This window comes from Dactylosporangium sucinum (genome assembly GCF_014647515.1).
Lineage (GTDB): Bacteria > Actinomycetota > Actinomycetes > Mycobacteriales > Micromonosporaceae > Dactylosporangium > Dactylosporangium sucinum.
The window spans coordinates 1-22956 of record NZ_BMPI01000001.1 but is presented as its reverse complement, the minus strand read 5'-3'; the positions used below and the strand labels follow the sequence as shown (position 1 = coordinate 22956).

The window sequence follows — 22956 nt, the reverse complement described above, 5'->3', positions numbered from 1 at the left end:
GGGCGGCGCGGTCGGGCCGACGTAGAGTCGGCGCGTGGCCGCCCGAACGATCACCATCGCCGACCGCGCCCGGGACGTCCTCGCCCGATTCGGTCCGCCGCCACCCGAGCACACGGCCGACCGGGCCGAGCGGGTCGCCTGGGCGGTGGCCCGGTTCGAGGGCGGCGACCACGACGGTGCGGCCGAGGATCTCACGGCCCTCCTCGATGGCTGGCTGCCGGAGCCGTTCGCCACGGCGGCGCCCCGCATCCTCACCGGCGAGCGTGCCGTGCGGTTCGTGACCGCCGCGCTCGACGGCGACCATCCGTACCGGCCGTTCGTCAGCGGCCGCAACACCCCTGAGTACGCGGTCGCCGCAACGCTGGCGCGGCTCGCGGCCGGCCACGCCGACGCGGAGGTGGCGCTGCTCCGGACGGTCCTGGGGGTGCGGCCCGGCGAGCACCGGTCGGCGCACCTGCGGGTCGCCCGGATCTCGGCGACGTTCGCGGCGCTGGCCGAGGCACACGCCGGAAGGCCCGAGCTCCTCGACGGCTGGGCCGCACTGCTCGACGAGCAGGACCGGCCCCGGCTCGCCGCGGCGGCCGCGCTGCTGGGGCCGCTCGGCCTCGCCGAGACCGGCCAGCGCTGCGGCGCCGTCGAGGATGTCGACGGCGAGCGGCTGGTCGTCGCGTTCGCCGGGGCGGACCGGTTCGACGACGCACTCACGCTCGCGACCCGGCTCGGCTCGGGCGAGCAGCAGCGCTCGCTGCTGGCGCTGGCGACGCCCGGCCTGCCGGCGGCGCGTGCCAAGGCGCTCGTGGCGGCGTTCCGCAAGTGCCCGAAGCGCAGCCGCGAGCGTGACGACCAGATGGTGTACCAGCACCGGCTCGCCCGGCTGTTCCTGGCGCTGGACCGGATCGACGACGCTCTCGCCGTCCTGGGCCGCATGCGGGACTGCCGCATCTCCGGCTACGGACCCGCCCCGCTCGCCCGCGAGGTGCTGCGGTGGCTCGACGGCAGGCGCGCGGAGGCCACTGCGGAGCGGCTGCGCGCCGTGCTGGACGTGCTGGCCGGCGACCGCGTCATCCCGCAGGAACTGGCCGCGGTCGTCGCCGAGGCGGTACCGCTCGCGCACGCCCTGGCCGACGAGCCGCTGCGTGCCGAGATCGTCGAGGTGCGTGTGCCGCGGCTGCGGGCCCGCCTGCGCGTCCTGCGGTGGTGGCAGCTGGCCGACGCCGGCCTCGCCGCCGTGCTCGTCGACGCCGGCGACCGCACCGCAGCCGACCGGCTGTTCGCGGAGGCGGCCGGCGGCCGGCCCGGGCCGCAGCTGAGCCGGCTGCTGGCCCGCCTCGCCGTCCGCACCGGCCTGCCGGCCCGGGACCGCGACCTGTTCGCCGGCCTGCTGACCGGCGTGTTCGCGGAGGGGCACTGGAGCGTCGACGCGGTGCTGCCGGTGCTCGACGCCGAGGCCCTCGCGGCGGTGCCGGCCGCAGCCGCGGCCGTCGCCGGCGACCGCCGTGACCGCGTGGTCGTCGCCGTGGCCCGCTTCGCCGAGCGGACCGGCGACCTGGACCTGCTCGGCGCCGTGCTCGACGCGGTGCCGAACGCCGAGAGCGCGTGCCTGGCGGCCGGCCGGGCCGCGATGGCGCTGGCCCGCCGCGGCGAGCTGCGAGACGCGGTCGACGTCGCCCGCCGCTGCGGCCTGGTGGCGGGGGGCTGACGGAGGCGCGGCGGCCGGGCTCATGCCGGCGTTCTGCGGTGCCCGGCACCTCCCGATACCGGCAGGTGCTGCCGCGCGGCTTCGAGGGCGCCGACGAGCCGCAGCGGCTCGTCATCGCCCGCAGATCGGCCGGCGCCCGGCATGAGCGCGCGGCGTCAGCGCGACGGTTTGCGGGTCTCTCGGCGTCGCGACCGCCAGCCGAAGCCCTTGCCGCCCTCGTCGTCGTGCTCCGCGGCAGCGGCGCGGGCCTCATCGAGCTGGGCGCGCAGCTCGTCCACAAGGTGCCGGCGCTCCTCGGCGCGGGCCTGCGCCTCACGCCCGGCGGCCTGCGCCTCGGCCGCCTCGGCCTGTGCGCTGGCCAGCTCGGCCCGACGGTGCTCATCGGCGGACTCCAGCGCCGCGACCTGCTCCCGCAGGGTGTCGACCTGGCCCTCCAGGTATGCGATCCGCAGCTCGGCCTGCCGCAGCCGGGCGACCGGTGACCGGTCGTCCTCCAGCGTGGTCGACAGTTCCGTCGCGGCGTGGTCCGACATCATCGCCTCCGGGTGCACGAAGCTGACCTGAGGGCGCCGACGGTATCGCTGTTACCTGAGAATTTGCTGGATGTTCCCCCGCCGGTCAGCTCCAGACGCACACCGAGGTGCCGGTGCCCGCGCGAGCCCGGGTCGGTCCTGGACGGCTCGAGTCCGAATCGCTGCTGGGTCAGGTGACTGTCGGTGCCGTACGGTCGATATCTGTGGACCTGCTCGAACGCGCCGCCGCACTGGACGAGCTCGACGCCGGACTGACCGGCCTCTCGTCACGTGGTGGCGTCGTCCTGCTCGCCGGTGAGGCGGGCATTGGCAAGTCGGCGCTGGTCAAGCGGTTCCGCCGGCGGCGGTCGGCGCAGGCCGACTTCCTCATGGGCTCGTGCGACCCGCTGCTGACGCCACGGGCCCTCGGCCCGGTGTACGACATCGGCCGCGAGGCTGGTGGCCGGCTGAGCGAATCGCTCGCATCGGGCCGACGCGAGACGATCTTCGCGGCGTTGCTCGGCCACTTGGCGCTGGCGGCGCGACGGCAGGTCGTGGTCGTGGAGGACGCGCACTGGGCCGACGAGGCCACGCTGGACCTCCTGGTGTTTCTGGGGCGGCGGATCGAGCACACACCGGCGTTGCTGCTCGTGACCTACCGCGACGACGAGCTGGGCGCCGATCACCCGCTGCTCACCGTGATCGGTCGCCTGCCGGCGGATGCGGTACGGCGGATTCGGCTGGAGCCCCTGTCCGAGGCCGCGGTGGCGGAGATGGCCCGGCGGGTCGGGCGTCCCGACGCCGGCCTACGGGCACTCACCGGCGGCAATCCGCTGCTGCTCACCGAGGTGCTGGCGGCCGCGGACTCCGAGGTGCCGCACACCGTCCGGGACCTCGTACTGGCCCGGTTGGCGGGACTGCCGCGACCGGCACGGGAGGCCGTGCAGCTGGTCTCCGTGGTACCGAACCGGGTCGAGCCCTGGCTGCTGGAGACGGCGGCGCGGCCGGCGACAGCGGGCGTCGAGGCGGGGGTGGCCTCCGGTCTGCTGGTGATGGACGCCGAACGGATCGGGTTCCGGCATGAGCTCTTGCGGCGGGCCGTGGAGGGATCGCTGTCGGTGCTGGAGCGTCGCCGGCTGAACCGGCAGGTTCTGGCCGCGTTGGCCGACAGCGGCGAGCCGGTTGACGCTGCCCGCCTGGCCCATCACGCCCGCGAGGCCGGTGACGTCGACGCCGTCCTGCGGTACGCACCGGAGGCGGCACGGCAGGCCGCGGCGGTGGCGGCCCACCGGGAGGCCGTCTCCCAGTACCGGGCGGCCCTCGCCCACGCGGATCGGCTCCCGGTGCCGGCCCGCGCCGACCTGCTCGAGGGTTACTCGGTCGAGGCGTACCTGTCGGGGCTCGCTGACGTCGCGGTCGCGGCGCGCCAGTCCGCGGTGACCCTGCGGGAGGCGGCAGGCGACCGGGAACGAGTCGGCGAAGGGCTGCGTTGGCTGTCCCGCCTGCATTGGTGGGCCGGCAATCGGCGTGACGCCGAGTCGGCCGCGGCCCGCGCCATCGCCGTGCTGGAGGCCCTGCCGGCCGGCCGCCAGCTCGCCCTGGCGTACAGCAACCAGTCACAACTGGACATGCTGGCCAGTCGAAGCGAGCTGGCCATGCACTGGGCCGGACAGGCGCTGACGCTGGCCCGTGAGCTCAACGACGTGGAGGCGTCGACCCACGCGCTGACGAACATCGGCTCGGCCCGGCTGCAGCGGGACGACCCGGGCGGCCGGGTCGAGCTGGAAGAGGCGTTCCAGCTGGCTGTCGCGGCTGGCCTCGAGGACCACGCGGCCCGGGCGATCGGGAATCTCGCGACGATCGGCGCGGAGGTGCGCCACCTCGACCGTGCCCGGCAGGATCTCGATCGGGCGCTTGCGTTCGTCCAGCAACACGAGTTGGCCGGCTGGGTCCAGCACGTGCTCGGGCACCGGGCCCGCTTCCGCCTGGATCTGGGCGACTGGGCCGGCGCGGAGCAGGACGCTCGGGCGGCACTCACCGAGCGGGTGTCCGGTGGCGGCCGGTTCGTCGACGCCCTGGTGCCGCTGGGTCTGGTGCAGGCCCGGCGGGGCGATCCAGCAGCGGCGGCGACGCTGCAGGAGGCCACCGAGCGCGCCTTCGCCACGAGCGAGCTGCAGTGGATCGCGCCGGTGGCGGCGGCCCGGGCCGAGCACGCCTGGCTCAGTGGGGACGATGGCCGCGCCGTCGAGGAGGTCGCGGCCGTGTACCCGATGGCAGAGCAGGCGCGGCACCCGTGGTTCGGCGGCGAACTCGCCCTCTGGTCGCGAATGGCCGGCGGGCCGCCGCTCACCCCGGCGTTGATGGCGGCGCCGCACCGGCTCCTGCTGGCTGGGGACTGGCGAGGCGCCGCCGAGGCATGGCATGGGCTCGGCTGGCCCTACCACCGGGCCCTCGCGCTGATGTCCGGCGACGACGATGATGCCCGCATGCAGGCGCTGGCCCTGTTGGACGGCCTGGGCGCGCGCCAGACCGCCCTGCGGCTACGCCGCGAACTGCGCCGCCGAGGCACGCTGCGCATCCCCGCCGGGCCGACGCGGGCCACGGCCGCCAACCCGGCCGGCCTCAGCAACCGCCAGGTCGAGGTGCTCCGACTGCTGGTCGAGGGTCTGACCGATGCCGAGATCGCGGCCCGGCTGTGCATTTCCCCCAAGACCGTCGGACATCACGTCTCCGCGCTGTTGAGCAAACTCGGGGCCGGCACGCGGCACCAGGCCGCGGCGGTGGCCCGCGGACTCGGCGTGACACCCGCGGGAACTGGGGAGGCGAAACCCGGGAATTAGGGAACCGTTCCCGATCCGCCGGCACCGGTCGCTTCCATAACGTTCGTCTTCCCAGGTCAACCTCAGGGAGGAACCGTCATGGACATCGCCACCATCAAACAGCGCCAGCAAGTCGCCTGGGCGTCCGGCGACTACGCCGCCGTAGGCGCCCGATTCCCACTCACGGCCGAACTGCTCTGCGAGGCGGCCGACCTGCGGGCCGGCGAACGGGTGCTGGACGTGGCCTGCGGCAGCGGCAACGCGGCGCTGGCGGCCGCCCGCCGGTTCTGCCAGGTCACCGGCGTCGACTATGTACCGTCGCTGCTCGCCCGCGCACGCCAGCGAGCCGGGGCGGAGGGACTGCAGGCGACGTTCCAGGAGGCGGACGCCGAGGATCTGCCCTTCCCCGACGGCTCCTTCGACGCGGTGCTGTCGACCTGTGGCGCGATGTTCGCCCCTGACCAGCAACAGACGGCCCGCGAACTGCTCCGGGTCTGCCGTCCCGGCGGTCGCATCGCGATGGTGAACTGGACTCCCGACAGCTACGTCGGTGCGCTCTTCCGAACCATCGGCCGCCATGTCCCCGCACCGCCGGGGATCCGGCCACCGGTCGAGTGGGGCAGCGAGGCGCGCCTGCGCGAGCTGTTCGGCCCCCACGTCACCATCTCCGCGCCCCGGCGCTCCTTCCACTGGCGCTTCCTGTCGGCCGAACACCAGGCCGAGTTCTTCGCTACGTGCTACGGCCCCGCCCACCGGGCGATCGCCACGCTCAACGCGGAGCGTGCGGCTCAACTCAGGCGCGAGATGGTGGAGACGGTCAAGGAGTTCGACGTCTCCGACGACGCGACGCTGGTGCTCCGGATGGACTACCTCGAGGCCGTCATCCACACGCCGAGCGCACGATGAGGAGCGCACCGGCCGGAAGCTCGCGCGTCAAGGTGGCCGCGGTCCAGGCCGCCCCGGTCTTTCTGGACCTCGCGGCGAGCCTCGACAAGGCGGTCGGCCTCATCGCCGAGGCAGCCGAACAGGGTGCGCAACTCGTGGTATTCCCGGAGGCGTTCCTGCCCGCGTGGCCGGCCTGGGTCGACGAGGTGCTGCCCGGCGAGGACGCCGCGTGGTACGTGCGGCTGCTCGAGCAGTCGGTGGTCGTCCCGGGGCCGGTCACCGAACGTCTCGGCCGGGCGGCCCACGACGCCGGCGTGCACCTCGTCATCGGCATCAATGAACGGGAGGAGCGCGGTGGCACGGTCTACAACACCACCGTCTACTTCGGACCCGACGGCCGCCTCCTCGGCAAGCATCGCAAGCTCGTGCCAACCCACGCGGAGCGACTGGTGTGGGGCATGGGTGACGGCTCGGACCTGCAGGTCCACCAAACGGCGGTCGGCCGAATCGGCGGACTGATCTGCTGGGAGAACTACATGCCGCTGGCCCGCTTCGCCGTCTACGCCCAAGGCGTCGAGGTCTGGGTCGCACCGACCCTTGCCACCCACGACCACTGGGTGGCGACGATGCGACACATCGCCCGAGAGGGCGGCTGCCACGTCATCGGTGTCGCCCCGGCGGCGCGCTTCTCCGAGGTGCCCGCCGGGGTCCCCGATCGCGAGCGGCTGTGGCGAGGCGCCGAGACGCGAGGCGACTGGATGCTCGACGGCTACTCGGTGATCGTCGACCCCAACGGAACCGTGCTCGCGGGCCCCCTCGTCCGCGAGGAAGGCATCCTCTACGCAGATCTGGACCTGGACTCCGCACGGGCGCGCCGGCGACTCTTCGATCCGGTCGGGCACTACAACCGTCCGGACGTCTTCCGGCTCGTCGTGAACGACCGGCCGAAGCCGCATGTTGTGTCCCTCGCGCAACCGGGCTCCGGAGATGACGCCGAGGTGGTCGGACCGGATGTTCCGTAGCCTGCCCGGGTGAACGGCAAGTCCCGTCCCTGGTGGCGCTCCGCGCTGCCGGGGACGATCTGGTCCCGCCGCGCCGGAAACGCATTCACGCCCGCTCCGCGGTGCGCCGCCCGTTTTGCCGCCACCATGCCGCGTACGTGCTGTCCCAGGGAAGAGGGTCCCTTCGCGAACCGTCGGAGCGGTACGTGCGCCGGGTGGGGAAGACCGTGACTCCCATTTCCGCCTCGGACTCCCGGGAGGCGAGCCTCACCTCGTCGAACGAGTCGTCCACCGGGACGATCGGCCGGCCGCTCATGACGACGTGAATGTGGTCGAAGATGCCGTGTTCGAACGAGTCGAACACGGTGATCGTCAAGAAGCAAGCGCCGAGCGGGTTGGGCGGTTCGGGTTTCTCTCGGGCGTCCGCCCACTCCGCGATCGTGTGACCCGCGCCCCATTCGAACCGGGCTACCTCTCCCGGTCGCAGGAGGCGCTCTCTCCTCGCGGCGGTCGCCTCCACGAACTGGGCCTCGTCATCGAGTCGCACCCGTGCGGTGGTCGTGCCCTCGTTGATCAGTACACCTCGGGTCTGAAACCACAGGAGCTGGTGACGCTCTCCATCTCGTGCGAAGAGCCGCGCCGGCGAGGCCGCTTCGGCCTGCGCCACAGACCGATGGTCAAGCAGTCGCAGTTCGTTCCCGTAGGGCATCCGATCACGCGTCGCATCGACCAGCGGGGGCCATTGCGGCGCCTCCAGCAGCGCGACGACGAGGGGAGCCCGCTCGTCGGTCCTGGCGCGTGCCGCTTCCCGGGCCGCCGCCGAGGCGGCTTTCAGCATTTCTTGAGCGAGGACGACCTGCTCGTCGGCGACTTTCGCCTGAGCCGCATTGATCTCGACCTGCTTCTGCAACTCCGGCAACTGCTTGGCAGCGGTTCGGGCCGCACCGCGCCCCGAGCGAGCGGCCGAGGCGGCGGCAACCGCTGCGGTGACCGCGCCTATGGCTGAGATGATCTGAATCCACTCGGCCAGCGTCAGACGATGAATGTTGGCTGCCAGCGCATCCCAGAAAGCCCGCACGGCCAAGGCCTACCTTCACGAGAGACTCACCCTTGTGGCCGGGTCCGTGCTGGGCTCGGCCGCTCACCGGTTGATGTACGACCTGCCCCGCGCGAGAAGGTATAAGCGCTTGATGCCGAGGCGACCGCCGCGGCCCGCCGCGCTGGGTCGTGGTCCGTGACGTGGCCGCTCTGCCGGGTGAGGATGAGCCCCGGGGTGGTGTGGCTTGTGCCGGCGTCCGGGTGAGCCCGCGGGGGCACTACGATCTCGGCATTGATGCCCCACCTGGGTTGCGCATCGCCGCAGCGAGCGAACTTGCCGCCGCGATCTGCTCAGCGCTGCGTCGCCGCCGGTACCGACGTGGCGTCAGCGCGCGGGTGCGCGCCCTGGTCCTCGTCGATGACGGACGAGGGGATGAGCAGCGCCGTGACTCCGGCGACGAGCGAGGTGCCGGCCATGAAGGCGAAGCCGAGCACGTAGCCCCGCTCCGTCGGATACCCCGACGGGAGCAGGTCCGCAGTCAGGATGGTCACGCCCAGCGCCGAACCGATCGCGCCACCGACGATCCTGATGTTGGCGTTCATGCCGATCGCGGTGCCGGTCTGGTGGGCCGGGACGGCGTCCACGGTCGCGTTGGCCAGGTTGGCGAACACGATGCCGGTGCCCGCGCTGCAGACGCAGCTGGCGACGACCACCTGCCATACCTCGGCGTGCAGGACGGTCACCATCGCCAACGCCGCCGCCGTCGCGAGCGAGCCGTAGACGAGGGTGAGGCGCACACCCAGCCGGGCGGCCAGCCGGGCGGCGGACAGGCCGCACAGGAACCCGACGAGCGACGACGGCAGCATCAGCTGCCCGGCCGCGGTCACCGAAGCTCCGAAGCCGTACCCGTTGTCGCTCGGCGTCTGGGTGAACTGCGGCAGGAAGACGAACGAGCCGTACATCGCGATCCCGATCGCCAGCGCGACCAGGTTCGCCGACCATACTCCCCGCGTCGCCATCATCCGCAGGTCGATGAGCGGCGTCCGGACCTTCGACTCCGAGTACAGCCACGCGGCGGCCAGGGCCAGGGACGACGTCAGCAGGCCGAGCACCCACGGCGACGACCAGCCGGCATGCGGCCCGCGGCTGACGCCGAGCAGGAGGGTCACCAGCCAGCCGGCCAGAAGGACCGCCGGCGTGAGCGGGATCCGCGCGCCCGACCGTACCGGCGACTCGGGGATCAGCCACAGCACGGCCAGCGCGCCGGCCGCCGCCGCGATGGCCGGCAGGAGGAACAGCCAGTGGTACCCCAGCCCGTCGAGGATCGGTCCGGCGACGACGATGCCGGCGGCGAAGCCGACCGACAGCAGCGACGACGTGAGCGCGACGGCGCCACGCAGCCGGTGCCGGGGCAGGTGGTCGCGGAGGATGGCGAAGGACAGCGGCACCGCGCCGCCGCCGAGGCCCTGCACGGCCCGGGCCGCGATCAGGAGCCCGATCGAGCCCGCGGCGGCCGCGGCCAGCGAGCCCGCCGCGAGCAGCCCCAGCGAGATCGCGAGCACCCGGGTCTTGCCGAACGCGTCGCCGGCGCGTCCGCCGACCGGGGCGGCGACGGACGCGGCGAGCAGGAACGCGGTGAGCACCCACGCGGCCGTGGACTGGTCGGTGTCGAACCGCTGCTGGATCCGCGGCAGCGTGGGCACCGTCAGCGCCTGCAGCAGCGGCTGGGCGAGGACGCCGGAGCACAGCACGAACAGGATGAGGCGATGCCGGGAAGGCATGACGTGGTCCGGTCGGGCGGTTCAGTCGTGGGTCGGGAAGGCGAGGGCCAGGCCGCTCGACGGTGACGTCGCCGGGTCGGCCCAGCGGCTCGTGACGACCTTGCCGCGGGTGAAGAAGTGGACACCCTCGACGCCGTGCGCGTGGCTGTCGCCGAACAGCGACGCCTTCCACCCGCCGAACGAGTAGTACGCCATCGGCACGGGGATCGGGACGTTGATGCCGATCATGCCGACCTGCACGTCCTGTTCGAAGTCCCGGGCGACCCCGCCGTCGCGGGTGAACAGCGCGACGCCGTTGCCGTAGGGGTTCGCGTTCACCAGGTCCACCGCGTCGCGGTAGGTGCCCACCCGCACGACGCTGAGCACCGGCCCGAAGATTTCCTCGGTGTAGACGGTCATGTCGGGCGTCACGTTGTCGAACAGCGTCGGCCCGAGCCAGAAGCCGTCGGGCCGGTCGTCCACCACGATGTCGCGGCCGTCGACGACGAGCTTGGCGCCGGCCTGCACGCCGGCGTCGACGAAGGACGCGACCCGGTCCCGGTGCGCCGCGGTGACCAGCGGGCCCATGTCGCAGCCGAGCGTGCCGTCGCCGACCCGCAGCTTGGCCATCCGGTCGGTGATCCGGGCGATGACGTCGTCGGCGACCGGGCCCACGGTGACGAGGACGCTGATCGCCATGCACCGTTCGCCGGCCGAGCCGAAGCCGGCGTTGACGGCGGCGTCGGCCACCACGTCCAGGTCGGCGTCCGGCATGACCAGCATGTGGTTCTTCGCGCCGCCGAGGGCCTGGACCCGCTTGCCGTTCGCGGTCGCGCGCTCGTACACGTACTGCGCGATCGGGGTGGAGCCGACGAAGCTGACGGCCGCGACGTCGGGGGAGTCCAGCAACGCGTCGACGGCGGCCTTGTCGCCCTGCAGCACGTTGAAGACGCCGTCGGGCAGCCCGGCCTCCTTCCACAGCTCGGCGGTCCACAGCAGCGCCGACGGGTCCTTCTCGCTGGGCTTGACGACGACCGTGTTCCCGGCGCCGATCGCGATCGGATAGAACCACATCGGCACCATGGCCGGGAAGTTGAACGGGCTGATGATGCCGACGACGCCGAGCGGCTGGCGCTTCGAGTGCACGTTGATCCCGGTCGAGACGCTTTCGGAGAAGGCGCCCTTCAGCAGGTGCGGCATGCCGCACGCGAACTCGACCACCTCCAGCCCCCGGGTCACCTCGCCGAGCGCGTCGTCGAGCGCCTTGCCGTGCTCGGCGGTGATGATGGCGGCCAGTTCCTCCTTGCGCGCGTTGAGCAGCTCCCGGAACCGGAACATGATCCGTGCCCGGGTGGTCAGCGAGCTACGGCCCCAGGACCGCGCCGCCCGCGCCGCCGCGGCGATGACGTGCCGGGCGTCGGCCTCGTCGGCGAAGCAGACCGACGCGGTCACCTTGCCCGTGGCGGGATTGGTCACCGCGCCGCGACGCGCGGACGTGCCCGGGTACCTCGCGTTGTCCACCCAGTGTTCGACGAGTGCCTCAGTCATGGGCTTCATCGTCTGGTACCCGTGATGCGCCGACAATGGACACAGTGTCAGTCGGGGCGCGGAGATCGCCGACAGCTTGTCAATCACGACGCGGTCAGGGGAAGAACGTCAGGTACAGCAGCGCCAGGTTGAGCGACACCACGCACACGGCGACGGCCGTCGCGGCGATCGTGGTCAGCGGGCGATTGACGTGCTCGCCCATGACGCGCCGCCGCGCGGTCAGCAGGACCAGGGGGACGAGCGCGAACGGGATGCCCATGGAGAGCACGACCTGCGAGACGACGAGGGCGGCGCTGGGCTCGGCGCCGATCGCCAGGATCGCGATCGCCGGGATGACGGTGAGGACGCGCCGCAGCAGCAGCGGGATCTGCCGGTGCAGCAGCCCGCGCATGACCTCGGCACCGGCGGCGCTGCCGGCCGCGGTGGAGGCGAGCCCGGATGCGAGCAGCGCCACCGCGAAGAGCAGCGCGACGCCGGTGCCGACCTCGGAGGAGATCAGGGCGTGGACGCCCTGGAGGGTGTCGGTGCCGGGCAACCCGTTCAGGCTCGACGCGGCGAGGAGCAGCAGCGACAGGTTGAGCACGCCGGCGACGAGCAGCGCCGAGGCGACGTCGAGCTTGGTGGCGGCCAGCAGCCGGGACACCTCCAGCCCTTCGCCGCGGTGGTCGAACCGGGACGTGGTCAGGCTGGAGTGCAGGTAGATGACGTGCGGCATGACGGTCGCCCCGACGATGCCGGAGGCGAGCAGCACGCTCTCGCTGCCGGCGAACGACGGCACGAGTCCGCCCGCCAGCGCCGATCCGGACGGTGGGTCCACCAGCAGCCCGGCCACGAACCCGACGAGGATCAGCGCGAGGAAGCCGATGATCACGCGTTCGAGCGTGAACTGCCCGCGCCGGTCGCCCACCCGCAGGATGAGCAGCGACACCGCGGCCGTGCACACCGCGCCGGCGACGAGCGGGACGTCGAACAGGATCGCCAGCGCGATGGCGCCGCCGACCACCTCGGCCATGTCGGTGGCGACGGCGATCGCCTCGGCCTGCAGCCAGTAGGCGATCCGGGCGGGGGTGGGCAGGCGGGTGCCGAGCTGTCCGGCGAGCGAGCGGCGGGTGACGATGCCGAGCTTGGCCGACAGGTACTGCACCAGCACGGCCATGGCGTTGGCGAGCACGACCACCCAGACCAGGGTGTAGCCGTACTTCGCGCCGGCGGTGACGTTGGTGGCGACGTTGCCCGGGTCGACGTAGGCGACCGCGGCGATGAACGCGGGGCCGAGCAGGACCAGCCCCTTGCGTGGACGGACTCTCAGCACTTGGCACACGCTCCACTCGCGACGGGGTCCGCGTGGTCGGACCAAGTATTTGCTCCGATCGTGGTCAGGAGTCTAGGGCTGGCCGCCCGCCGATGCTAGCGTCGTGGCATGCGGACAGCCGTTGTGCGCGTGGTCTTCGACCGCGATGGAACCGTTCCGGCCACCGGCTACGAGGCGGGCCTGCGCCGGCTGCGCGAGCTCGGGCTCGAGGTCGTCGCCTCGCCGGCAGACCGGCTGCCGGCCCGCAACCGGGAGGTCGAGCTGATCGTCGCCGGTCTCGACCCGGCGGACGTGGACAAGCACGTGGCCCTGTGTGCCGACGCGTTCGGCGCCCCGGCCACGGCCGGTGTGGTCACCTACGTCAGCCGGGGCACGGACGACGACGCGCGCGGGGTGCTCGCCGCGTTCGGCGTCGACGGCACGGTGCGCCGGCTGGTGGACGGCGACGAGGAGCTCGTCACGGTGACGCTGGCGCCGGGCGACCTGCGGCGGGTGCCGGAGAGCCGGCTGCACACCGCGCTCGAGGCGGCCCTCAACTGCGAGGTGCGCATCGTCGCGGGCGGGTCACCGCGCTGACAGCACCCCCCGCAGGAGGATCCAGCGCAGACTCGCGTGCGCCCGGGCCTCGCTGGTGCGCGCGTGCTCGTGGAAGGGCAGCCACAGCAGGGAACGGAAGTGCAGCGACAGCTCGGTGGGGTCGGCGATCCGGCGGATCTGCCCGGTGCTGAAGCCGCGCTGCATGAGCCGCTCCAACCGGGCGAGCCGCCGCTGGGTCGCGACGTAGTACTCGTGCAGCGGACTGGTCGTCGCCTCGCGCTGCGCCCAGCCGTAGAGCACGATGCGTGCCTCTTCGTGGTACCGCCGGCTCATGTGCACGAAGACGCGCGCCAGAGCGTCGAGCGTCTCCGGCGGGGTCGAGCCCGCGGACATGACCGCCTGGAACGCCTGCTCGAAGTGGGCACCGTGGTCGTCGATGATCTCCCTCAGCAGCGCCTCCTTCGACTCGACCCGGCGGTACAGGGTGCCCATGCGCACGTCGGCCGCGTTCGCGATGTCACGGATCGTGGTCGCCTCGTAACCCCGCCGCGCGAACTCGGCCCGGGCCGCCGCGACGATCTCCGCCCGGTCGCCCTGGGTGGCCGGCCGTTCCGGGCTGCGCCAGCCGGCGATGGTGTCGGTCGCCGCCGCCAGCGCCGCCGAGCCGTCCAACTCCTCGTCCGCGGGACAGCCGGGGGCGAGGCCGTGCAGCACGATGTCGCACAGGTGGCTGCCGAGCGCCCGCGGCGGCACGGCGCCCGGGTAGTAGACCGGTGCGTGGAAGGCGAGCCGCCGCAGGGCGAACCGGACGATCGCGAGGTCGACGGACGGGGCCGGCCGGACCGTCGCCAGCGCTCCCACCGTGCTGCGCCAGGCGCGGTCGAGCGTGGGCGTCTGGGCCTGCATGGCCTCGGCGAAGCGTGCGGTCGCCACGCTGGGCGGTGCCTCGTGGGCGCGCAGCCGGATGGCGGCGGCGTGCCGGAAGCTGAGCTCGGTGAGCTCGGTCGTCAGCAGCCGGACGGCCGCCTCCGGGTCGGCGGCCGCGAGATCGGACCGGCGGCTCGCGGCGACGCCGCACTCGTCGAGCGCCTGGTTCAGCTCCAGCAGGAGCTCGACGGCAATGTCCTCTTTTGACCGGAAATGGTGATACAGGCTGCCCGGCAGGACGCCGACGGCCTCGGCGATGTCGTTCATCGTCGTGGCGGAGTAGCCCGCCACCTCGAACAGCCGCGCCGCAGTCTGTCGAACAGCTTCGGTGCGGGTGCTGTTCGCGCTCGCGGCGTCGGAAGCTCTCGGGAGGGAAGCCGTCATAACACCAGTATGACGGCCTGCGACCCGCCGTAAATGCCGCGCCCGCGGGTCAAATATTCGTTCCGCTGCCCCTCCCCGGCGGGCGGGTCACGTGGAATACTTCCCGGTTACGTGATTCACATGAATGGAACGCCGGTACAGCCCGGACCCGCCGTCGGCGGGCGACAGGGAGGAACCAGGGTGTCCGAAGTAGTCCATCTGGCCACCGACCGAGCAACCCCGCAGCTGCACGCCGTCGCACGCGCCGGGAGCACTGAGCCGGCGGGCCTGAGCGCCTTCACGATCGCGGACTTCCTGGCGATGCCCAGCACCGTGCAGGGCTCGCCGGTCGTGGTCGCCGGCCAGCAGCACCTCGGCCGCCGGATCCGCTGGCTGCACGTCATCGAGCTCGCCGACAGCCGGGGCCTGCTCCAAGGTGGGGAGCTCATCCTTGCTACGGGCATCGCCCTCGCCCAGTCGCCGGCCGAGATCGGCCGCTACGTCGACGCGCTCGCCGACCAGGGCGTCGCCGGCCTGGTGATCGAGCTCGGACGCCGGTTCGCCGCCGTGCCGTCCGCGATGGTCCGCGCCTGCAACCGCCGGGACCTGCCGCTCATCGCGCTGCGGCGCGAGGTGTCGTTCGTCAAGATGACCGAGGCCGCGCACTCGGTCATCCTGATCGGGCAGCGCCGGCTGCTGCAGGTCACCGCCGCCGCCCACGAGCGGTTCACCCTGCTCAGCTCCGCCGACGCCTCGGTGGAGCAGCTTGCCGCCGCGGCCGGCGAGCTCGGCGAGGGCGAGGTCGTCTACGCCAACCTCATGCACCAGGTTCTGGCGATGCACGCCCCGGACGGCGCCGTCGAGGGCCTGCTGAACCGCTGGAGCCGCAAGGCGTTCACGCTGAACCAGGTGTTCGGCACCCAGGTCGACGATGCGGACCAGTGCGTGGTCACCCCGGTCGAGGTCCGGGGCCAGCAGCGCGGACGGCTCGTGCTGTTCACCGACCGGCCGCCCGACCGCGGCCAGGTCATGGTCGCCGAGCGCGCGGCGGCGGCGATCGGGATGCGGCTGCTGCTGGAGGACGACGACGTCGTGGTCGCGGGCACGCAGCGCACGATGCTCGAAGCGATCATGTCGGGCCGGGGCGGCAGCGTCGAGGCGATGCACGCGAGAGCCGCCGTGCTGGGCCATCCGACCCGACATCGGCAGTACCTGCCGATCGTGCTGCTGACCGACCAGCGCGGCGGGCAGCGCGACGTGGGCCGGATCGTGGCCGCCGCGCTCGACGGCGCGCAGCTCGACGGGCTCACCGCACAGCTCGCGCCGGACCGCTGGGGCGTCCTGCTCCTGCTCAAGACGGACAAGGTCGATCCGCCGGCACAGGCGTTCGCGGCGCGGGTGCACGAGCTGTGGCAGGAGACCGGGGCCGACCGGCCCGTGGTGGCGCGCGGCGGCCTGGTGTCCGAGCTCGCCGACGTCCGGCACTCGTTCGCCGAGGCGACCGATGTTGCGCTGGCCTCACGTGCGGCCGGGCCACCGGGCGAGCGCCGCGTCATCTACTGCGTCGACGACGTACACCTGCGCGGGCTGCTCTACATCCTGCGCAAGGATCCCCGGCTCCAGGCGTTCGCCGAACGCACCCTGGGTCCGCTCTTCCTCCGCGACGCGGTGGACGGCGGCGACCGGGTCCGCACCCTCGGAGCCTATCTGCGGCTCCAGCGCAACAAGTCACTGACCGCACAGGCCCTGGGGGTCTCCCGGCCGACGCTCTACGACCGGCTCGCCCGCATCCAGCGGCTGCTGAGCGTCGACCTGGACGATCCGGAGCGCAGCACGTCGCTCTATGCCGCCATCATGGTCGTCGAGGCCACGGCGGCCGACCCGGACTCCGCGCCGGGTCACCCGCGCACCTGGCGTTGACAGTCTGTCAGAAACGCGCCCGGCCCACCTTGACACCGTGGGCCTACCCAGCCGGACCCGTCTTGCCGATGCTGATCGTCAACCGCCTGTGGCACCGGTCACACGCGGCGCCGATGAGCCAGTAGACGCACGATTCGCCGAGCCGACCAAAGGTTAGCTCCGCTGAGTATCCGCCCGTGGTTACCAGGTAGTCAGGACGAGCCGGCTGCACCAGGCCGCGCTGGCGACCACGTTGCTGTCGCGAGAAGACAGGAGCAAGCGAGGATGACGGGTTTACGAGTGGCATCGCGGTCCGCCGCCGCGACGGTCGCCGCCTGCCTGGCCGTGGCGTCGGCCGGCTGCGGCGGCTCCGGCTCCGCGGACGGCGCGGAGGCGGGCACGCCGACGAAGGGCGGCAAGGCGACCTACGCGGTGAACGTCGAGGTCACCTCCCTGGACCCGGCGGTCTGCGCGGTCCAGTCGTTCGACCGGTGCGCGCCGATCTTCGGCACGCTGCTGCGCTACGACCTGGACAAGAAGGCGTTCGTCGGTCAGATGGCGGAGTCCTTCGACACCACGGACGGCAAGAACTGGACCCTCAAGCTGCGCAGCGGGGTCACCTTCAGCGACGGGACGCCGTTCGACGCCGCCGCGGTGGCCTTCAACTGGGATCGCGTCAAGGACCCCAAGACGCTGTCCCCGGCCGCGCGCAGTACCCAGGGCATGACGTGGAAGGTCGTCGACCCGCAGACCGTCGCCGTGACCCTGGACAAGGTCAACTACCAGCTGCCGTGGACGCTGGTGCGCGGCCTCAGCGCCATCGGCTCGCCGACGGCCATCCAGAAGGCCGGCGCGGACGTCGCCAACTCGCCGGTCGGCGCCGGCCCGTTCGTGCTCAAGAAGTGGACCCGCAACTCGCAGATCGAGTACACCCGCAACCCGACGTACTTCGAGCCCGGCCTGCCCTACCTCGACGCGCTCACCATCAAGGTGATCGGCGCCGACGACCAGCGGCTCAACGCCCTGCGCGGCGGCGAGATCGACGTGGACTGGTCGCTGCTGACCAAGGACGCCCGAGCGATCGAGTCCACGGGTGGCTACCAGATCTACCGGGTGCCGCTGGTGGGCGGCACCGGGCTGCAGTTCAACCTGAAGGACCCGGTCGTCAAGGACGAGGGGCTGCGCAGGGCGATGCTGATGGCCTTCGACAGCGCCCAGATCAACAACGCGGTGTACCCGGGCGACCAGCCGGTCGACCAGCTGCTGCGGCCGGGCGCCACGGAGCGCGACGACGCGCTGGGCAAGTTCCCGGACAAGAACCTCGCCGAGGCCCAGCGGCTCTTCGACGACTACCTGCGGCGAACCGGCAAGACGGCCGAGACGGTCACCTTCACCTGCTACGCCGGCCTGCCGGCCCTGGAGCAGGTCGCGCAGCTCATCCAGTCGCAGATGCAGCAGATCAAGGGACTGACCTTCAAGCTCAACGCGGTCGACGGGGCGACGCTCAGCTCGCTGTCCACGAAGCGGGAGTTCCAGACGATCATGGGAGCCACCCTGTCGCAGGAGCTGGACCGGCTCTACGACGTCTTCCACACCGACGGCGCGCTGAACGTCATGGGCTACTCCAACCCCGAGGTGGACACGGCACTCGAACTGTCCCGCTCCTCGGGCAAGCCGGAGGAGGTCGCCGCGGCCTACAAGGAGGTCGTCGGCGAGCTGTCCAACGACGGGCCGCTGCGCACCTGGCGCTACCAGACCGGCCACCTGTACGTGAACAAGAAGATCAAGGGCATCACCGTCGCCGGTACGAACTCGGGCGCCGGCGTCTACTGGCAGTACGCGTGGCGCAGTAGCTGACGATCGGCGGCCGGCCGCGGACGCCCGTGACGGTGTCCGCGGCCCCGCCGGAGGCCAATCCGAAGCCGAGGGACGGGAGCAAGATGAACGCACGCGCGTTGCGGGGCCGGGCCGCTTCGGTTGGCCGGTTCTTCCTGCTGTTGTTCATGGTCACCGTGGCAGTCTTCCTGCTGCTCGAACTGATTCCGGGCAGCCCGGTCGACGCGATCCTGCCGCAGGACGCCACGGCCGAGCAGATCGCCGAGGCCCGCGAGCGCTACGGGGTTGACGACCCCGTCTGGCAGCGGTACCTCACCTGGATCGGCGGTGTGCTGCAGGGCGACTTCGGCCGTTCGTTCCAGACCGGGCTCAGCGTCTCGGAGACGATCGCCGAACGCGCCCCGGTGTCCCTGGAGATCGCACTGCTGTCGATGATCGTCGCGCTCGCCGTCAGCGTGCCGGTCGGGGTGTGGTCGGCCTACCGCCCGGGCCGGCTGCTGGACCGGGTCTCGACGTTCGTCATCTCGGCCACGCTGGCCACGCCGGCGTTCGTGCTCGGGATCGTGCTGGTGTACGTGTTCGGTGTCCAGCTCGACCTGCTGCCGATCCTGGGCTGGACGCCGTTCTCGGAGAACCCCGCGGAGCACTTCGAGCGGCTCGTGCTACCGGTGCTGACCCTGGCCGCCGGCGAGTGCGTGCTGTTCACCCGGCTGCTCAAGGGCGACATGATGGCCACGCTGCAGCAGGACCACGTCCTGTCCGCCCGGGCGCGCGGCCTGCCCACCTGGCGCATCCTCGTGCGGCACGCGCTGCGGCAGTCCTCGTTCTCGCTGGTGACGGTGTCGGGCGTGGTCATCGGCCGGCTCATCGGCGGGACCGTGCTGGTGGAGGCGATCTTCTCGCTGCCCGGGATGGGGACGCTGGTCATCAACGCCATCCTGTCCCGCGACTACATCGTCGTGCAGGCCGTGGTCCTGCTGACCGCCCTGATCTACCTGCTCATGAACACCCTCGTCGATCTGACCTACCCGCTGCTCGACCCGCGGGTGAGGAAGGTGAGGACCGCATGACCAATCTCGTCCAACAGCGCCCCGGCGCCGGCGGCTCGCCGGGCACCGCGCTGCCGTCGGCCCCCACGGCCACCGTCCCGGCCGCGGCCACCCCGCGCCGCCGCCGGCGACGCGACATCGGCGCCGCCTTCGGAGCGGCCTGGATCGCTGTGGTGGTCCTGGCCGCGATCACCGCCGACCTGCTGCCGCTGCCCGACCCGAACGAGGTCACCAATGCCTTCAGCGCGATGCCCGGCTCCGCCGGGCACCTACTCGGCACCGACTCGATCGGCCGTGACGTGTTGTCGCGGATCGTCCACGGGGCCCGGATCTCCATGGCGGTGGCGATCGGCGCCACCGGCATCGCGCTCGTCATCGGGGTCACGCTGGGCATGCTGGCCGGGTACTTCCGGGGCGCCACCGACTCGGCGATCGGGCTGTTCGTCAACTTCACGCTGGCGTTCCCGCCGCTGATCTTCCTCATCGCGATGGTGACGGCGCTGCAGCCCGGCCTGGTGACGCTCGTCGTGGCGCTGGCGCTGCTGGGCGTGCCCAACTTCGCCCGGGTGGCGCGGGCCAACACGATCGCGTTCGCCGACCGCGAGTTCGTCATGGCGGCCAAGGCGCTCGGCGCGCGGCCGCTGCGCATCCTGACGCGGGAGCTGCTCGTCAACGTCATGCTGCCGATCATGTCGCTCGCGCTGGTCGTGATGGCGACGCTGGTGGTGGCCGAGGGCACGCTGAGCTTCCTCGGTGTCGGGGTCCCGCCGCCGGCACCGAGCTGGGGCGGGATGCTGGCGGCGGGCCGGGAGTCGCTCAGCGACAACCCGCAGCTCGTGCTGGTCCCCGCGCTGTTCTTCTTCCTCACCGTCTTCGCTTTCAACAGGCTCGGCGACTGGGCGCGGGGCCGCGTCGGCAGGGAGTCCTCGCTATGAGCATCGGCGCGCAGCCAAGGGAGATCGTCGCGGACAGCCCCGCCGCGTCGCCGGGCCCCCTGCTGGAGGTGCAGAACCTGCGGGTCTGGTTCGACACACCGCGCGGGCTCGTGCGCGCCGTCGACGGCGTCGACCTGCGCCTGCGGCGCGGTGAGACGCTCGGCATCGTCGGCGAGTCGGGGTCGGGCAAGTCGGTGCTGTCCCGGGCGGTCATGAAGATCCTCGCGCCGAACGCCCGCGTCCTGCCCGGCAGCCACATCCGGCTCAACGACGTGGACCTGGCGACCGTCAGCCGCAAGCAGAACAAGCACCTGTGGGGCGTGGACCTGGCGATGGTGTTCCAGGATCCGATGACCTCGCTGACGCCGGTGCTGACGGTCGGCAAGCAGCTGACCGAGACCCTGCGCTACCACCTGAACCTCGACCGCACGGCGGCGCACGACGAGGCGGTGCGGCTGCTGCGGCTCGTCGGCATTCCCGAGCCGGAGCAACGGTTTCACCAGTACCCGCACAACCTCTCCGGTGGGATGCGCCAGCGGGTCACCATCGCCCTGGCGATCTCGTGCTCCCCGAAGCTGCTCATCGCCGACGAGCCGACGACCGCGCTGGACGTGACCGTCCAGCACCAGATCCTCAACCTCATGCGGGACCTGCAGGAGAAGTCGCACATGTCGATGGTCCTCATCACGCACGATCTCGGCGTCGTGGCCGGGCGGACCGACGCCATCGCGGTGATGTACGCGGGCCGCGTCGTGGAGTACGCGCCGACGAAGCGGCTCTTCGCGAACATGCGCCACCCGTACACCCGCGCGCTGATCGACGCGATCCCGAAGGTGGCGCTGCCCAGCCACACCCGGCTCGCCTCCATCCCCGGCCGGCCCCCGGTCATCGTCGACCCGCCGCCGGGGTGCAGCTTCGCCCCGCGCTGCCCGTCGGCGCAGCAGCGGTGCCTGGCCGAGACACCAGCCCTGGAACCGGACCCGCAGGAGCCGGGGCACACCTCGGCCTGCTTCTTCCCCCTCGGTACCACCGACGGGGACGCGGCCCGCAAGCGCAACATCGCCGCGGGCGTCACCGCGGCCGGCACGCCGGTGGCGGCCGAGGTGGTGCTCTGATGGCCGGCAGCGGAGCGGCGCACCTGCGCGATGCGGACGACGTGGTACTCAGCGTCCGTAACCTCGTCGTGGAGTACAGCGGGCGGCGCGGCGAGCGGGTCTTCGCGGTGTCGGACGTGAGCCTCGACGTCCGCCGCGGCGAGACCGTCGGCCTGGTCGGGGAGTCCGGCTGCGGCAAGTCGAGCGTGGCCCGGGCCATCATGCAGCTGCCCGCGCCGACCTCGGGCTCGGTGCGGATGGACGGCGTGGAGCTCGCCGGGCTCAAGGGCGGTGCACTGCGGCGGCAGCGGCGCAAGCTTCAGATGATCTTCCAGGACCCGATCTCGTCGCTCAACCCGCTGCGCAAGGTCAAGGACATCATCGCCGAGGGCCTGCGGGTGCACGGCGGCGTGAGCAAGACCGACGTCGCGGCGCGGACCCAGGACATGATCGAGCGGGTCGGGCTCGACCCGGCCACCGCGTCGGACCGCCGCCCGCACGAGTTCTCGGGCGGGCAGTGCCAGCGCATCTCCATCGCCCGCGCGATGATCCTCGACCCGGCGGTGCTGATCTGCGACGAGCCGGTCTCCGCCCTCGACGTCTCCGTCCAGGCCCAGATCATGAACCTGCTCGAGGAGATGAAGGAGCGGTACCGGCTCACGATGGTCTTCATCGCTCACGACCTGGCGGTGGTGAAGAACCTCAGCGACCGCATCGTCGTCATGTACCTCGGCAAGATCTGCGAGGTGGGCACCTCGGACGAGCTCTTCGCGTCGCCGGCCCACCCCTACACCCGCGCGCTGGCCCAGTCGATCCCGGAGCCCGACCCGGAGGCGCCGGTCCAGGCGGCGGCGCTGTCGGGTGACCTGCCGTCGCCGCTGAACCCGCCGAGCGGCTGCCGCTTCCGGACCCGGTGCCCGCTGGCGCAGGACATCTGCGCCCGCGAGGAGCCCGAGATCCGGCAGGTGCGCCCGGGCCGCTTCGCCGCCTGCCACTTCCCACTCGACGCTCAGGCCGCGCAACCACAGTTGGCCGACGCCGCGGCGGTCTGACGCGTCGGACCCGAGATGTTTCCAGCGAACCAGCACCAGACGAGGAGGACGGACGACATGGCTGATGCCGAGGTCGAGGTCAACGGCGGAATCGTCGTGTACGAGCTGATCGGCCCGCCGGACGGCGAGGTCGTGGTGATCACGCCGGGTGGCCGGTTCGGCAAGGACTACGGCGGCGTGCACGAGCTGGCCAACGGGCTGGCCGAGGGCGGCAAGCGGGTGCTGCTGTGGGATCGGCCCAACTGCGGCCGCTCCGACATCCAGCTGTTCGGGCGGTCGGAGTCGCACATGCGGGCCGAGACGCTGGGCCGGCTGCTGGACGAGCTGGGCATCGACCGGGTCATCGCCACCGGCGGCTCCGGCGGTGCCCGCGACATGGTCGTCTTCACGATGCTGTACCCCGAGAAGGTCCGCAAGCTGGCCACCTGGTCGATCGTCGGCGGCACCTACAGCACGATGAGCCTCGCCGGCGTGTACATCCTCAACGAGCTGCGGGTCATCCGGTCCCAGGGCATCGAGGGCATCATCAAGCTCGGCGGCGCCGCCGGCTTCGGCTGGGCCGGGCTGTGCGAGGCCAACCCGCGCAACGCCGACCGGCTGCGGGCGATCGGTGACGAGGAGTTCGAGCGGGTGATGACCCGCTGGCTGGACGCGTTCATCCCGAAGCCGAACGAGGCGATTCCGGGTGT

The 22956-nt window shown here is 72.2% G+C and carries 18 protein-coding genes; 12 read left to right on the top strand and 6 right to left on the bottom strand.

All coding sequences use genetic code 11. The features are described 5' to 3' along the window. The first annotated feature begins 34 nt into the window (after positions 1–34). Complete coding sequence (locus IEZ31_RS00090) at positions 35–1699, top strand: amino acid adenylation domain-containing protein (RefSeq protein ID WP_190247584.1); 1665 nt, start codon at positions 35–37, stop codon at positions 1697–1699. Between the two features lie 155 nt (positions 1700–1854). Here IEZ31_RS00090 and IEZ31_RS00085 read toward each other — a convergent pair whose 3' ends face one another. Further along, positions 1855–2250 carry a hypothetical protein gene (locus IEZ31_RS00085; RefSeq protein ID WP_190247583.1) on the bottom strand — a complete coding sequence of 132 codons (396 nt, stop codon included), beginning with the start codon at positions 2248–2250 and terminating at the stop codon, positions 1855–1857. Positions 2251–2435: 185 nt separating this feature from the next. On the opposite strand from IEZ31_RS00085, the gene IEZ31_RS00080 reads away from it, so the two are divergent. The 3 genes from IEZ31_RS00080 (at position 2436) to IEZ31_RS00070 (ending at position 6937) form a co-directional block, all read left to right on the top strand. After that, a complete protein-coding gene (locus tag IEZ31_RS00080) occupies positions 2436–5051 on the top strand; it encodes an ATP-binding protein (protein ID WP_190247582.1) in 2616 nt (871 codons plus the stop codon). A gap of 78 nt (positions 5052–5129) precedes the next feature. Then, complete coding sequence (locus tag IEZ31_RS00075) at positions 5130–5936, top strand: class I SAM-dependent methyltransferase (RefSeq protein ID WP_190247581.1); 807 nt, start codon at positions 5130–5132, stop codon at positions 5934–5936. Then, a complete protein-coding gene (locus IEZ31_RS00070) occupies positions 5933–6937 on the top strand; it encodes a carbon-nitrogen hydrolase family protein (RefSeq protein WP_190247580.1) in 1005 nt (334 codons plus the stop codon). Before IEZ31_RS00075 ends, IEZ31_RS00070 begins: the two co-directional genes overlap by 4 nt. An 85-nt stretch (positions 6938–7022) precedes the next feature. On the opposite strand, the gene IEZ31_RS00065 is transcribed toward IEZ31_RS00070, so the two are convergent. The 4 genes from IEZ31_RS00065 to IEZ31_RS00050 form a co-directional block, all read right to left on the bottom strand. Next, positions 7023–7994: a hypothetical protein gene (locus IEZ31_RS00065; RefSeq protein ID WP_190247579.1), complete on the bottom strand. Its 972-nt coding sequence runs from the start codon at positions 7992–7994 to the stop codon at positions 7023–7025. 311 nt (positions 7995–8305) lie between these two features. Then, a complete protein-coding gene (locus tag IEZ31_RS00060; protein WP_190247578.1) occupies positions 8306–9736 on the bottom strand; it encodes an MFS transporter in 1431 nt (476 codons plus the stop codon). Between the two features lie 21 nt (positions 9737–9757). After that, a complete protein-coding gene (locus IEZ31_RS00055; protein WP_190247577.1) occupies positions 9758–11263 on the bottom strand; it encodes a CoA-acylating methylmalonate-semialdehyde dehydrogenase in 1506 nt (501 codons plus the stop codon). Positions 11264–11357: 94 nt separating this feature from the next. Next, positions 11358–12575, bottom strand: a complete 1218-nt coding sequence (locus tag IEZ31_RS00050; RefSeq protein ID WP_229833850.1) for an Nramp family divalent metal transporter — start codon at positions 12573–12575, stop codon at positions 11358–11360. A gap of 108 nt (positions 12576–12683) precedes the next feature. On the opposite strand from IEZ31_RS00050, the gene IEZ31_RS00045 reads away from it, so the two are divergent. Next, positions 12684–13151, top strand: a complete 468-nt coding sequence (locus IEZ31_RS00045; RefSeq protein ID WP_190247575.1) for a hypothetical protein — start codon at positions 12684–12686, stop codon at positions 13149–13151. On the opposite strand, the gene IEZ31_RS00040 is transcribed toward IEZ31_RS00045, so the two are convergent. Beyond that, positions 13140–14423 (bottom strand): TetR/AcrR family transcriptional regulator, encoded by a 1284-nt coding sequence (locus IEZ31_RS00040; protein WP_190247574.1) that lies wholly within the window; start codon positions 14421–14423, stop codon positions 13140–13142. The genes IEZ31_RS00045 and IEZ31_RS00040 overlap by 12 nt on opposite strands. Before the next feature lie 180 nt (positions 14424–14603). Between IEZ31_RS00040 and IEZ31_RS00035 the strand changes: the two genes are divergently transcribed. The 7 genes from IEZ31_RS00035 to IEZ31_RS00005 all read left to right on the top strand — a co-directional run. Beyond that, positions 14604–16322 (top strand): PucR family transcriptional regulator, encoded by a 1719-nt coding sequence (locus IEZ31_RS00035; protein WP_190247573.1) that lies wholly within the window; start codon positions 14604–14606, stop codon positions 16320–16322. Positions 16323–16601: 279 nt separating this feature from the next. Further along, entirely contained in the window at positions 16602–18158 is a 1557-nt protein-coding gene (locus tag IEZ31_RS00030; protein WP_190247572.1) for an ABC transporter substrate-binding protein, read from the top strand. 83 nt (positions 18159–18241) lie between these two features. After that, entirely contained in the window at positions 18242–19207 is a 966-nt protein-coding gene (locus IEZ31_RS00025; protein ID WP_190247571.1) for an ABC transporter permease, read from the top strand. Then, the gene (locus IEZ31_RS00020) at positions 19204–20121 is read left to right on the top strand and encodes an ABC transporter permease (RefSeq protein ID WP_190247570.1); all 918 of its coding nucleotides are present in this window, start codon (positions 19204–19206) and stop codon (positions 20119–20121) included. Before IEZ31_RS00025 ends, IEZ31_RS00020 begins: the two co-directional genes overlap by 4 nt. After that, entirely contained in the window at positions 20118–21236 is a 1119-nt protein-coding gene (locus tag IEZ31_RS00015; protein ID WP_190247569.1) for an ABC transporter ATP-binding protein, read from the top strand. Before IEZ31_RS00020 ends, IEZ31_RS00015 begins: the two co-directional genes overlap by 4 nt. Continuing rightward, entirely contained in the window at positions 21236–22267 is a 1032-nt protein-coding gene (locus IEZ31_RS00010; protein ID WP_190247568.1) for an ABC transporter ATP-binding protein, read from the top strand. Before IEZ31_RS00015 ends, IEZ31_RS00010 begins: the two co-directional genes overlap by 1 nt. A gap of 57 nt (positions 22268–22324) precedes the next feature. Beyond that, a partial coding sequence (locus IEZ31_RS00005) for an alpha/beta fold hydrolase (protein ID WP_190247567.1) occupies positions 22325–22956 on the top strand: 632 nt, incomplete at its 3' end.

What these genes read in the sequence shown, in the direction of transcription:
- IEZ31_RS00075 (WP_190247581.1), top strand. Translation starts at nt 5,130, where the DNA reads ATGGACATCGCCACCATCAAACAGCGCCAGCAAGTCGCCTGGGCGTCC.
- IEZ31_RS00070 (WP_190247580.1), top strand. Translation starts at nt 5,933, where the DNA reads ATGAGGAGCGCACCGGCCGGAAGCTCGCGCGTCAAGGTGGCCGCGGTC.
- IEZ31_RS00060 (WP_190247578.1), bottom strand. Translation starts at nt 9,736, where the DNA reads ATGCCTTCCCGGCATCGCCTCATCCTGTTCGTGCTGTGCTCCGGCGTC.
- IEZ31_RS00055 (WP_190247577.1), bottom strand. Translation starts at nt 11,263, where the DNA reads ATGACTGAGGCACTCGTCGAACACTGGGTGGACAACGCGAGGTACCCG.
- IEZ31_RS00045 (WP_190247575.1), top strand. Translation starts at nt 12,684, where the DNA reads ATGCGGACAGCCGTTGTGCGCGTGGTCTTCGACCGCGATGGAACCGTT.
- IEZ31_RS00040 (WP_190247574.1), bottom strand. Translation starts at nt 14,423, where the DNA reads ATGACGGCTTCCCTCCCGAGAGCTTCCGACGCCGCGAGCGCGAACAGC.
- IEZ31_RS00025 (WP_190247571.1), top strand. Translation starts at nt 18,242, where the DNA reads ATGAACGCACGCGCGTTGCGGGGCCGGGCCGCTTCGGTTGGCCGGTTC.
- IEZ31_RS00020 (WP_190247570.1), top strand. Translation starts at nt 19,204, where the DNA reads ATGACCAATCTCGTCCAACAGCGCCCCGGCGCCGGCGGCTCGCCGGGC.
- IEZ31_RS00015 (WP_190247569.1), top strand. Translation starts at nt 20,118, where the DNA reads ATGAGCATCGGCGCGCAGCCAAGGGAGATCGTCGCGGACAGCCCCGCC.
- IEZ31_RS00010 (WP_190247568.1), top strand. Translation starts at nt 21,236, where the DNA reads ATGGCCGGCAGCGGAGCGGCGCACCTGCGCGATGCGGACGACGTGGTA.